General features: G+C 61.2%; 12 protein-coding genes. 7 read left to right on the top strand and 5 right to left on the bottom strand.

Going from position 1 to position 12,320, the window contains the following annotated elements; translation table 11 throughout:
- Positions 1-48 precede the first annotated feature (48 nt).
- The 5 genes from MHY87_RS03075 to MHY87_RS03055 all read right to left on the bottom strand — a co-directional run bounded on the left by MHY87_RS03075 (position 49) and on the right by MHY87_RS03055 (position 4,412).
- Positions 49-660 carry a 50S ribosomal protein L25/general stress protein Ctc gene (locus MHY87_RS03075; protein ID WP_239349250.1) on the bottom strand — a complete coding sequence of 204 codons (612 nt, stop codon included), beginning with the start codon at positions 658-660 and terminating at the stop codon, positions 49-51.
- A 170-nt stretch (positions 661-830) separates the two neighbouring features.
- Positions 831-1,481: a flavin reductase family protein gene (locus tag MHY87_RS03070; protein ID WP_239349248.1), complete on the bottom strand. Its 651-nt coding sequence runs from the start codon at positions 1,479-1,481 to the stop codon at positions 831-833.
- A gap of 118 nt (positions 1,482-1,599) precedes the next feature.
- On the bottom strand, positions 1,600-2,532 hold the full coding sequence (locus tag MHY87_RS03065; protein ID WP_239349246.1) for a ribose-phosphate pyrophosphokinase: 933 nt from the start codon (positions 2,530-2,532) through the stop codon (positions 1,600-1,602).
- A gap of 153 nt (positions 2,533-2,685) precedes the next feature.
- Positions 2,686-3,189 carry a hypothetical protein gene (locus tag MHY87_RS03060; protein ID WP_239349244.1) on the bottom strand — a complete coding sequence of 168 codons (504 nt, stop codon included), beginning with the start codon at positions 3,187-3,189 and terminating at the stop codon, positions 2,686-2,688.
- Between the two features lie 62 nt (positions 3,190-3,251).
- Positions 3,252-4,412 (bottom strand): benzoate/H(+) symporter BenE family transporter, encoded by a 1,161-nt coding sequence (locus MHY87_RS03055; protein ID WP_239349242.1) that lies wholly within the window; start codon positions 4,410-4,412, stop codon positions 3,252-3,254.
- 227 nt (positions 4,413-4,639) lie between these two features.
- Between MHY87_RS03055 and MHY87_RS18815 the strand changes: the two genes are divergently transcribed.
- The 7 genes from MHY87_RS18815 to MHY87_RS03015 all read left to right on the top strand — a co-directional run bounded on the left by MHY87_RS18815 (position 4,640) and on the right by MHY87_RS03015 (position 12,320).
- A complete protein-coding gene (locus MHY87_RS18815) occupies positions 4,640-6,985 on the top strand; it encodes a cadherin domain-containing protein (RefSeq protein ID WP_304611095.1) in 2,346 nt (781 codons plus the stop codon).
- An 81-nt stretch (positions 6,986-7,066) separates the two neighbouring features.
- The gene (uvrC, locus tag MHY87_RS03040) at positions 7,067-9,079 is read left to right on the top strand and encodes an excinuclease ABC subunit UvrC (RefSeq protein WP_239349240.1); all 2,013 of its coding nucleotides are present in this window, start codon (positions 7,067-7,069) and stop codon (positions 9,077-9,079) included.
- Between the two features lie 74 nt (positions 9,080-9,153).
- A complete protein-coding gene (gene pgsA, locus MHY87_RS03035; RefSeq protein WP_370644812.1) occupies positions 9,154-9,750 on the top strand; it encodes a CDP-diacylglycerol--glycerol-3-phosphate 3-phosphatidyltransferase in 597 nt (198 codons plus the stop codon).
- Between the two features lie 5 nt (positions 9,751-9,755).
- Entirely contained in the window at positions 9,756-10,007 is a 252-nt protein-coding gene (moaD, locus tag MHY87_RS03030) for a molybdopterin converting factor subunit 1 (protein ID WP_239349236.1), read from the top strand.
- 6 nt (positions 10,008-10,013) lie between these two features.
- Positions 10,014-10,466, top strand: coding sequence for a molybdenum cofactor biosynthesis protein MoaE (locus MHY87_RS03025; protein WP_239349234.1), 453 nt, complete (start codon positions 10,014-10,016; stop codon positions 10,464-10,466).
- A gap of 75 nt (positions 10,467-10,541) precedes the next feature.
- Positions 10,542-10,778 carry a hypothetical protein gene (locus MHY87_RS03020; protein WP_239349232.1) on the top strand — a complete coding sequence of 79 codons (237 nt, stop codon included), beginning with the start codon at positions 10,542-10,544 and terminating at the stop codon, positions 10,776-10,778.
- A 528-nt stretch (positions 10,779-11,306) separates the two neighbouring features.
- The gene (locus tag MHY87_RS03015) at positions 11,307-12,320 is read left to right on the top strand and encodes an extensin family protein (protein WP_370644811.1); all 1,014 of its coding nucleotides are present in this window, start codon (positions 11,307-11,309) and stop codon (positions 12,318-12,320) included.

Below are 12,320 nucleotides of genomic sequence, written 5' to 3'. Positions count from 1 at the left end.
CGGAGCGTTGAAGCCGATCGATGGGCTAGAACGCCCGATCAAAGCTGATTAGGCAGCGGTGCCTTCAGCAGCCGGAGCAGCCTCTTCTTCCTTCAGGCCGGTCGGGGCCACGACGGTGACGAGGGTGGCGTTCTCCGAGGAGGTGGCCTTCGCGCCCTTCGGCAGCTTGATGTCGTTCAGGTGAACCGAGGAGCCGATGTCGAGGCCTTCGACCGAAGCCTCGATGAAGTCGGGGATCGCGTCGGGCGAAACCGCGAGCTCAACCGAGTGCTCGACGATCTGGATCGTGCCGCCGCGCTTCACGCCGGGGCTCTTCTCCTGGCCGACAACGTGGACCGGAACCACGACCTTGATGGTCTGGCCCTTGGCGACACGCAGGAAGTCGATGTGCACGGGGAAGTCGCGCACCGGGTCGAGCTGGTAGTCGCGCGGAATGGCGCGGACCGTCTTGCCGCCGACGTCGATGTCGAAGATCGTGGTCAGGAAGTGGCCAGCGAAGATCAGCTGCTTCGTCTGGTTGAAGTCGAGAGCAATCGCCTGGGCGGGCTGACCGGCGCCGTAGATAACGGCAGGAACTTGGCCTTGGCGACGAACGGCCCGGGCGGCCCCCTTGCCGCTCCGGTCGCGCGCCACGGCCTTGATTTGCTTAATTTCGCTCATGGTCGTGGTCCTTAAAAGGGTGATTAGAAAACCGATGGCCGCCCAGGCTTCCATCAAGGAAATCTACCGGCGGCCATGAGGTCCGCGCCCGTGCCTCCAAGGGTGTCGAGCGGGCGCGAGGCGGCTTATAGGGGAAAGGGCCTTGAAATGCAACTCTTTGACAGGGGTTCTCAGGCTGTAGCCTTGAAGGTCCGGCCCAAGTCCCGCCCGACCTCGAGATAGTGGCGAAAAACGTAGAGAAGGGGCTTCCAGCGACTGACATCTACGTGGTCCGTGCCCGCCAAAGTGGCCTCCTCATGGGCATGAACGCGCAGGGCTTGAGCCTCGATGATCGCGAAGGCGTGCTCACAGCCGATGGTCCAGGGATGCCCGTCGCTTGCGTGGGCCGCGACGATCCGGGCTTCGATCTGGAACGGGCATTCAGCGATGCGCGGAGGACCTACGATGTCGGAGGGAAGAGGCGTCAGCCCGGCGGCATCGAACTTGTGGGGCTCGTAATAGTAACCTCCCGCAGCCTTGTATTCCGGCACCGGATTGCGTCCGGTGGTGCGGGCCAACCGCTCCACCTTCTCCCAAAGGCTCGCCGGGGCGTAGTTGATGACACATTCGCCTTCTCGGACGGCATTCTCGCTGCCCTGGCCATTGGTGGCCAGGCCCAGAACGATCCTGTCATTCAAAGCCCAGGCGGAGGACATGGGCGAGATATTAGGCGACCCGTCCAAGTTGAGAGTGGTGAGCAGGACGACAGGTGTGCCGAAATACAGCACGGGTGGGTCGATGATCCGGTGGACCGGAATGTTCGGTGCAGGCGTGTGATCCATGGGAAGCCTCTTCGAGCGTGACGGCAAGAGGCTTCGCCGATGCTACTGTGCCGGAAAACAAAAAACACTTCGGTGGTGACCGAAGTGTTTTTTGAAGAGACGCGACTTGCTTTTTTGCTTAATCGAACAGGCTCGATACCGAGCTTTCCGTCGCCGTGCGGCCGATGGCTTCGCCCATGAGGGGGGCGATCGAGATGACGCGGATGTTGTGCGCCACCTTCACGGCCTCGGTCGGCATGATGGAATCGGTGATGACCAGTTCCTTCAGACGCGAGCCTGCGATGCGGGCCACCGCGCCGCCGGAGAGCACGCCGTGGGTGATGTAGGCATAGACCTCTTTCGCACCCTGGGCGAGGAGGGCGTCGGCAGCGTTCACCAGAGTGCCGCCGGAATCCACGATGTCATCGACCAGGATGCAGGAGCGGCCGGAGACGTCGCCGATGATGTTCATGACCTCGGACTCGCCCGGGCGCTCGCGGCGCTTGTCCACAATGGCGAGCTGGGCATCGATGCGCTTGGCGAGCGCGCGGGCGCGCACCACGCCGCCCACGTCCGGCGAGACCACCATGCGGTTGCCGCCATCAAGGTGTTCCTTGATGTCGCGGGCAAGAATGGGGGCGGAGAACAGGTTGTCGGTTGGGATGTCGAAGAAGCCCTGGATCTGGCCGGCATGAAGATCCAGCGTCAGCACGCGGTCGACGCCCGCATGGGTGATCAGGTTGGCGACCAGCTTGGCCGAGACCGGCGTGCGGCCCGACATGCGCCGGTCCTGCCGCGCATAGCCGAAATAGGGGATCACCGCCGTAATGCGTCTAGCCGATGAACGGCGGAGCGCATCGGTGATGATCAGGAGTTCCATCAGGTGATCGTTCGTGGGGAACGAGGTCGACTGGATGATGAACACATCCTCGCCGCGCACGTTCTCCTGGATCTCGACGAACACTTCCATGTCCGCGAAACGCTTCACCTGGGCCTTGGCCAGCGGCACGTTGAGATAGGCGGCGATGGCCTCGGCCAGCGGACGGTTGGAATTTCCCGCAACGAGCTTCATGCAAGCAACTCTAGCTTTGAGTGACTGGTCGAGCCCACTGCGCATCTTTCGACCTTTGCGCGGTCAGGCGCAAGGCTCTTAGCAGCGATATCAAACCGTCACAATACGAGTCGTGTTGAAGAAGTGCCGCAATCTGGAAGTGCGGCCATGCGGTCACTGCAGGGCCACTGAGCTGTCGTCGTCCGTGACTTCAGCGGTCTGGACGGATTTCGAATTGCTCAGGAACTCGGCGATCTCGTCCATGCTGGACTGGGCGAGCTTGGCCAAGGTTCCCTTGTCGATGGCCGAGATCGAGCCGGAGGCGAGGGTGACGGCACGCGAACTCTCGAGCCGCTTCGCGCGGCGCTTCTGAGCGTCGAATACGTCCCAGACGTAGGAAACCTTGGTTTCCCCCTCTTCGGTGGTCGTGGAGAGGTAGCCGCGGACCCGGTACCGGGCCTGGGCGCCGGTGCCGACGAGCTCGACCTTGCGGTCGGAGGCCGCATTCGTCAGCTCGCCCAGCAGGGCCGTCTGGACCGGGGCAGGGGCTCCATCGATGCTCTCGACCGCCACCGGTACGCCTTCGGGTGAGCCGCTCACGAGGGAGCCCTGGCAGGCGCCCAAAGTCATCGTCATCGCGATTGCGGCAAGCCGCCCCCAGTGTTTCGTCCCGGCCATGAAGGCTCCCGTTCTTCTTATCGGTAATGAAACATTAACCGTAGCGGGAGCCGCCGTCCAGATCAGCCACGCTTGCGGAGCTGGACGATCAGGGCGTCGAGGGCTAGTGCAATGAGGCCTGCGGCCAATCCCCAGAAGGCGGAGCCGATTCCATAAAGAGTGATGCCGGAGGCCGTGACGGCCAGGGTCAGCACGGCGGGGAAGCGCTTGGGCTCATCCGACAGGGCTGAGCCTAGGGCTCCCGCGAAAGCTCCCATGAGGGCGAGCCCCGCAACGGTCTTGATGAGTTCCGGCGGCAGGGCCGCCATCAAGCCGATGAGGGCGGCGCTGAAAGCAGCGATGACTACATAGCTCAGCATGTAGAAAGGCCCGACCATCCAACGCTTGCCCGGATCGGGATGGGTATCGGGCCCCGTGCAGATAGCGGCGGAAATGGCCGCGAGATTGCTGGTATGGGCCCCGAAAATCGCGGTCAGCATGGAGGCCAATCCCGTCACCGCGAGAATCGGACGAGTCGGAGGGGTGTAGCCGGAGGCCCGCAGCACCGCGAAGCCCGGGAGGTTCTGGGACGCCATGGTCACCAGAAAGAGCGGCAGGCCGAGGCCGATGAGGGCTATGGGCTCCCAGGATGGAGCGATGAAGGTCAGCGACGAGATGCTGAAATCGGAGGAGAGGGGACGGGCGAGGCCGCCGCCGAAGGCGATTCCCAAGCCCACGAAGAGGACCGCCAGCACGGCAAGCGCCGGATTGAACAGCCGGACCACGAGGAAAATCCCGACCAAGGGCAGCACGAGGCCCGGCGCTACCTGCGCGCTCACGAAAACCGCAATCACGAATTGGATCAGGATCCCCGCGAGCATCGCGGCGGCAATCGAGGCCGGAATCTTCTCGATCAAGCGGCCGAACGGCTTCACGAAAGCCGCCAGCACGATGAGGAAACCGGCCAGCAGAAAGCAGCCCACGGCCGCATGAATGGATATGCCGCTGGAGGATGCGATCAGCGCGGCACCGGGCGTCGACCAGGCTGCGACCACGGGCATTTTGTAACGAACGCTCAAAAAGCCGCTCGTGGCACCCGTCGCCAGGCAAAGCGCCGCGACCCAGGACGTGGTCTGCGCTGCATCCGCACCCACGGCCTGAGCCGCCGCGATGATGATGGCAATCGTGCTGCCGAAGCCCACAAGGGCCGCGACGACGGCTGATGTGATGATCGACAGGCGCATGGCTGAATCCCAGAAAGAAGCTCTGCTGTTTAAACCGGTTTATGCAGGGACGCTACAAGCGCATGTTCATGCGTTTAGCCCCGAACGGAAGTTCTGGAACAGATGGCCGGTTAGTGGAGCCTGCGACAAAATACACTCCCTGAAAATGTTGAGCAGGGAAGAATAGAGCCATATTAAAGTAACGTTATCACGATTCCATATTTTTAGAGTAATATAAGGACAAACCGATGGCGAAGCCGATCAAAAAAATAGGCGTCGACCAAGAGGTGAACCTCATTGCCCAAGGCTCGCGCGATGATGCTGAGATCACAGCCTTGGCCGACGGGGGCTGGCTGTTGATCTGGTCGAGCGATCGCTACGATGGCTCCGGCACGGATGTTTACCAGCAGCGCTACGATCGGAGCGGTCTAGCCGTTTATGAGGTCGAGCAAATCGTCAACACTCAAAGAGCAAGCCAGCAGCATGACGCCAGTGCCATTGCCTTGGCCGATGGCGGCTGGCTTGTCACATGGACATCGTATGCCGATGAGGGCCTGCACGGGAACATCTATCAGCAGCGCTTTGATGCTCGCGGCCAACCCATCGGCGGTGAGGTTCGCGTCAATCAAATCGTCCTCAAAACGCAATATCAGCCTAACGTCGTCGCCATGGAGGATGGCGGCTGGCTCGTGACATGGACATGCATGAAGGATATCGGAATCGATCAATGGCGTGGCGATGTCTATCAGCAGCGCTACAGTCGGAGCGGCCAGGCCCTGTACGAGGTTGAGCGCCTCGTCAATACACAAACATACGATACTCAGGACGAGCCCATCACGACTGCTCTATCCGACAAGGGATGGGTCGTCACTTGGAGATCGCTCGACGCAAGCACGTCAGCATCTGACATCTATCAGCAGCGATATGATGCGAGTGGTCGGTCGATCGGCTCCGAAATCAAAGTCGGCGCAGCGGCCCACAACGACCAGGTTATGCAGACCACGGCAGCGCTCGACGATGGAGGTTGGGTTGTTGCCTGGGTTTCATCCAGTGACGGGGATGTCTTCTTGCAAAGGTATGATCGGGAAGGGAAGGCGCTTTATGAAGCCGATCTGCTCGTCAGCCGTACTGTGGATTATCAGGATTTAGCCCCCAGCATCGCAGCTCTGGCCAATGGAGGTTGGGTCGTGACATGGAAGGGCAGCAGCATCCATGGGACATGGGACAATCCTGTGGGCGATGCGATCTATCAGCAGGTCTACGATCGGGATGGAAATGCTCTTTATACCACGGATCAGCAAGTCAGCTTTTCGCCGGATATCGTCATGGATCCGAGCGTTGCCGCCTTGGCGGATGGGAGCTGGGTGATCAGCTGGAAAAGCTCTTTCCTCGATTTCGATGCAGGCATTTCTCGTCAAGACATTCATCAGCAACGCTACACGCTCGACCTTCCGTCCTCTCCTCCAACCAAGCCTGAGGTCCAGGGCGCGGTTGCTTCCGTCGATGAGAACGAGGGCACACAGTCCCTTGTGGCAATTGTCAAATCGGCAGGAACCAATCCCCTTTCCTATGTTCTGACGGCCAACCCGGGCAATCGGTTCTCGGTCGATGCGAGCGGCAAGATCACCATGTCAGGCGCCGTCGATTTCGAGAACGAGCCCAATCTGCTTTCCGAAGCCGATGGAAGAAAATACTTCCTCGTCAAAGTGCAGGCTCGCGAGACAGTTCAAGGTGGAGCTTCGTCCATCGAAGAGAGCATCAAGGTCTATATCAACGATGTCAACGAAGCTCCGTTCGGCATACGGTTGAGCACAGTATCTGTTCTTGAAGCGAGCGCGACGGGATCGACGGTAGGCACTCTATCGGCGATGGATCCCGACCGGACGGGGCAGTTCACGTATGAGGTTCTCAATGGAGGCGCGGGCGGGCGCTTCAAAGCCGTCAAGGAAGGGAACGTTTGGAAAATTGTCGTCGTGAACGGAGGATTGCTGGATTACGAGCAGGCAAGTTCCCATACGATTAAAGTCAGGGTCACCGACAGCGGCAGCGTCATTGAACAGCATACTCTTTCTGTCGAGATGGATCTGATGATCGGTATCGGGAATGTCCATACAGAGAATGTCCTGGGTGCTGCCGCTCATGAGAAGTTCGTTGGAGGATCGGGCAATGATACGTTCCAGGGCAGAGGCGGCAACGACACTCTCAATGGTGGAGGCGGTAAAGACAAGCTCTCAGGAGGCACCGGCAATGATGTGCTGACGGGTGGCACCGGGCGAGATGTCTTCGTGTTCAGTACGAAGCCGCATCGGAAAAACGATCTGGACCGAATCACCGACTTCAATATGAAGGACGACACGATCCAGCTCGAGAATGCCATTTTCCGGAGACTGGGCTCCAAGGCCGGCACGCTGAAGAAGGCATTCTTCACCTTCGGCTCTGTAGCCAAGGATGCCAAAGACTATATCCTGTACGACACCAAGACCGGCTACCTGCGCTATGATGCAGATGGCTCCGGAAAGGGGGCTTCCGAGATCATTGCCAAGCTTCAGCCCAAGCTCAAGACCATGAGCTACCTAGACTTCCAGGTGATCTAGGGGCATGGGGCAAAAGACCAGGAAGGGGGACCTATGCAGAAGGCCCTTTCCTGTCGACTCGTGAATGCTTAAATCTTCTTCATGAGTCGCAATACCTATAACGACGTTCCGCCGGATATCCTGGACAATGAGGAGGACGATGACAACGTAGCCGTCGAGAGCGGCTCGGATGTCGAGTTCGACCTTGAGGCGAACCCCAATTCCGTCCAGCGCGGCACGGAGGTCATCCGCCGGTTCTGGACGACGCTGCCCAACTCGCCGGGCGTCTATCGCATGTTCGATGCGAAGGGCGACGTGCTTTATGTGGGCAAGGCCAAGAGTCTGAAGAACCGCGTGGGCTCCTATGCGCGCGGCCAAGCACATTCGAACCGCATCGCCCGCATGATCGGCGAAACCACCTCGATGGAGTTCGTCACCACGGCGACGGAGACCGAGGCGCTGCTGCTCGAGGCCAATCTCATCAAGCAGCTCAAGCCCCGCTACAACGTGCTTCTGCGGGACGACAAGTCTCTGCCCTATATCCTGCTCACCGCCGATCACGCCGCGCCCCAGCTCGTGAAGCATCGCGGTGCGCGCAAGCGCAAGGGCGATTACTACGGACCGTTTGCGAGCGTGTGGGCGGTGAACCGCACGATCAACGCGCTGCAGCGCGCGTTCCTTCTGCGCTCGTGCAACGACAGTTATTTCGAAAACCGCACGCGGCCTTGCCTGCTGTTTCAAATCAAGCGCTGCTCCGGTCCGTGCACCAACGAGATTTCGTCCGAGGAATATGCAGGCCTCGTGAACGAAGCGCGAGGCTTCCTGTCCGGCAAGTCCAATGCCGTGAAGCAGCGCATCACGGAAGAGATGCAAACGGCCGCGGAAGAGCTTGAATTCGAGCGCGCCGCGCGTTGCCGCGACAGGCTCGCCGCGCTCTCCGCCATTCAGGGCGTGCAGGGCATCAACACGCAATCGGTGGAAGAGGCCGACGTATTCGCCATCGACGAGCAGGCGGGGCAGTTCTGCGTGGAGGTGTTTTTCTTCCGCAACTGGCAGAACTGGGGCAACCGCGCCTATTTCCCGAAGGCGGACAAGTCCATGACGCCGGACGAGGTGCTGAGTTCTTTCCTCGCGCAATTCTATGACGACAAGCCCGCGCCGCGTCTCATCCTTCTCTCTCATGAGATCGAAGATGCGGAGCTGATGGCGGCGGCGCTCTCGACGAAGGGCGATACGCGCGTAGAGATACATGCACCGCAGCGTGGTGAGCGGCGGCAGCTCATCGATTATGTTCTGCGTAATGCGAAGGAAGCGCTCGGCCGCCGTCTGGCGGACACGGCTTCGCAGCAGAAGCTGCTCATCTCGCTCGGCCAGGCTTTCGGCATGGACAAAGCGCCGAAGCGCGTGGAGGTCTACGACAACTCGCACATCATGGGTACCAACGCGGTGGGCGCCATGGTGGTGGCGGGCGCGAACGGCTTCATGAAGCAGCATTACCGCACCTTCAACATGAAGTCGGAAGACCTGAAGCCCGGCGACGATTACGGCATGATGCGTGAGATGCTGCAGCGACGTTTCGCGCGGCTCGTGAAGGAGGAGCCGCGAACGTCCGATCAGGAGGCCGGTGCGCAGTCAGGCTCCGACGATGGTTTTCCCGTATGGCCCGATCTAGTTCTCATCGACGGCGGCAAGGGGCAGCTCGAAGCGGCCCGTCAGGCGCTTGCGGATGTGGGCGTGAGCGAGAACGACGTGACCCTCGTTGGCATCGCCAAGGGACGGGACCGCGATGCGGGGCGCGAGACCTTCTTCAAGGTCGGCCAGCCCCCGTTCAAGATGCCCCCGCGGGATCCGGCTCTTTATTTCGTGCAGCGCCTGCGCGACGAGGCGCACCGCTTCGCCATCGGCACGCATCGGGCCAAGCGCAAGCGCGAGATGGTCAAGAACCCGCTAGACGAGATCGCCGGCATTGGACCCACTCGCAAACGGGCGCTCCTGCACCATTTCGGAACCGTGAAGGCAATCCAGCGCGCGGCCCTGGAGGACCTCATGAAGGCTCCCGGGGTGAACGCCGCCACGGCGCGGGCCGTGTACGATTTCTTCCACGAACGGGGGTAAGGCTCGGCGATAACGGCAATGTGGGCCTCCCCATGGTTGACGGACATCGTCGAGACATGCTTCCTGCCTGACTCATGAGCACTGTACGTCCCATGCGCCGGTCCAAGGCCTTCAACCTCGCCAACATGCTGACCTATGGCCGGCTGGTGGCCGTGCCGGTCCTGGTCGGCCTGATGTTCTGGCCCGAGGATCACTGGTCGCGCTGGTTCGCGCTCGCCGTCTTCGCACTCGCCGCCATCACCGATTATTTCGACGGCTACATTGCACGCGCCTTCGCGCAGCAATCGGCTCTCGGCCGCATGCTCGATCCCATTGCCGACAAGCTGTTGGTCGCCGCCTGCCTGCTCATGCTGGTCGCCGACAAGACGATCCAGGGCTGGCACATCTGGGCCGCTCTCGTCATTCTCTGCCGTGAGATTCTGGTTTCGGGCTTGCGCGAGTTCCTGGCGGAGTTGAAGGTGGGCGTGCCGGTGAGCCGCGTCGCCAAGTGGAAGACCACATTCCAGCTTCTATCTCTCGGTTTCCTGGTCGCGGGACCGGCAGGGGACACGGTGCTGCCGGGGAACACCATGATCGGTCTCACGCTCCTCTGGGTTTCCGCGATCCTGACCCTCTATACCGGATGGGACTATCTCAGGACCGGCATCCATCACCTCGTGGACGAGGATTAGATCTCATGAAGCTCGTCTATTTCGCCTGGGTGCGCGAGCGGATCGGCAAAACGGACGAGACTATCGAGCTGCCCGAGACGATTGCGACAATCGCCGATCTCGTGCGCTGGCTGAAGACACAGGGCGAGGAATACGAGTACGCCTTTGAGAACGAGGCAATCGTCCGTGCTGCCATCGACCATGTGCATGTAAAGCCCGAGGCCTCGATTGCCGGCGCGCGGGAAATCGCCTTCTTCCCGCCCATGACCGGCGGGTAGGCCGCCATGGCCGACATCCGCATCCAGGCCGAGCCCTTCGACACCGCCGCCGAGACGGCTGCTCTCATCTCAGGCCGCGGCGACATTGGAGCCACGATCGCCTTTACCGGCTTCTGCCGTGACGAGGGGGGGCGTCTCTCTGCCCTAGAGCTCGAGCATTATCCAGGCATGGCCGAGGCCGAGATGGCCCGCATCGCCCGAGAGGCAGAAGAGCGCTGGCCTCTGTTGGGGCTCACCATCATCCACCGCTTCGGCCAGATCCGGCCCGGCGAGCCTATCGTCCTCGTGCTGGCGGCAAGTGCTCACCGTGCCGCCGCCTTCGAGGCCGCTTCCTTCATGATGGATTACCTGAAGACCCGCGCCCCGTTCTGGAAGCGCGAGCATCTGACGGACGGGACGGTCGGGGCCTGGGTCGAGACGAGAGCTGCGGACGATGCCGCCATGGAGCGGTGGAGCTGATCGGCGGCTTGCCATTCTTGACCCGGTCTGCCGCCGGGAGGATCATAGCGTTGAAGATCGCAAGCGGAGGCATCCATGCCCGGCATCCTGGTCTTTCTCGCTCTTATGTCCGGTGATCCCGCCAACGTCCAACTGGCGCAGGCGCCCGGGCACAATCCTCTCGATTGCTATTGCCGCGCCGAAGGCCGGTTTTATGCGGAAGGCGAAACGATCTGCCTGAAGACGGCGGACGGGCCGCGCCTCGCCCAATGCGACATGGCGATCAACGTGATGTCCTGGATCATCTCGCCCAAACCGTGCCCGGTGACATGAAAAACGCCGCCCGAATGAGGCGGCGTTGAGAACAATGGAATTCGGTTGCTTTGAACGGGCCGTCTTAGACGATCCCGACAACGATCGCGCAAATGAAGGAGAAGGAAATGCAGGCCGCTGCAATGTTGAGCTTGGCGGTCCAATCGGAATTCGACGTCAGGTACATGCAAAAGGTCCCCTGTCTGAATAGATAGGGAACGTACCAGAAGCGCGGCGGCCTGAAAAGTCCGGGCAAAGCCTTATAAATACTACTATTAAGCCGCCAACATGGTTAACAGATGGTTAACCCCTTGCCATGCCAAGGGAAGATACGCGCCCATCAAAGCAGAAAATTTTTGAAGACCTGCATGTTCGCCCGTCGCCAGCATGGTGTTTTGCTTCTCACTCTCGACCCAGGGGGCGATTCGAAGGGCGGGGTGAGCGTTGACGGGATGTTTACCGGAGGCCGGCTAAGGTCGAGCCATGCGTCGTGGGTTAGTTGCGTTTGTTGCCCTATCGCTTGTTGGGCTCGGTTTGACCGGTTGCGGGTTGTTTCGTTTCGAACAGCGCGAACCCTGGCGCGCGCAGGCTGAGGAAGCCTGCCTGGCACAGCGCCTCGTGCAACCCTCCGCCTATATGTCCATGTCGTCCAAGATCGACGGCCCCGGCGTCTGTGGCATGGAATATCCCTTCAAAGTGGCCGCGTTCAACAACGGCGAAGTGGGCCTGAAATCCAAGGTGACCCTGGCCTGCCCGATCATTCCGCGCATCGATACTTGGCTCGACGAGATCGTGAAGCCCGCTGCCCTGATGTATTTCGGCGTTCCGCTGGTAGACATCAAAGCGGGCTCCTATTCCTGCCGCCCGCGCAACAACCAGCGCGGCGCCAAGCTCTCCGAGCATTCCTTCGGCAATGCGCTCGACGTAATGGCGTTCGTCCTGGCCGACGGGCGCGAGATCACGGTCGTGAAAGGCTGGAAGGCAAGCCCCGTCGAGCAGGACTTCCTGCGCGAGGCTTTCGTCGGAGCCTGCCGCTATTTCAACACGGTGCTGGGCCCCGGCGCCGATGCCTTCCATTACGATCATTTCCATATCGATCTGGCGCGGCACGATGCGCGCGGCGACCGCCGCATCTGCAAACCGATCCTCAAGTTCGAGCCGCGAATCGACCCCGAGCGGAGCCGCGAGATCCTCCAGAGCGTGAGCGCCCAGAGCGAGCTGCCTTCCGCCGAGATGGAGCAGGACGTGCCTGCGGAGAGCGCGGATGCCGGCTATTCTGCGGATATCCCCAGGGGAGCGCCTATGGGAGCGCCCATGGCGCCGCCCGTGGTCGCCGCGCCCGTGCCGCCTCCAGCTATGCCGCGCTATTCCGGCAATTCCGGGTATTCCGGCAACGCGGCTCCCGAGCTCTATACGCCTCCGCCGCCTCCGGGCTATGTCAGCCAAGCGCCTCAGCAAACCTATGTGCCCCAGCAGACCTACGCGCCGCCGAGGCCCCCTGCGGCACCCATGCGCTCATCGGCGGGGCAGCCCCTGGTGCTGAACCGCCACGCTGCCTATTAA

This window comes from Microvirga sp. ACRRW, from assembly GCF_022346925.1.
Lineage (GTDB): Bacteria > Pseudomonadota > Alphaproteobacteria > Rhizobiales > Beijerinckiaceae > Microvirga.
The sequence above is the reverse complement of the archived record's forward strand: the minus strand, read 5'-3'. Positions and strand labels throughout refer to the sequence as shown.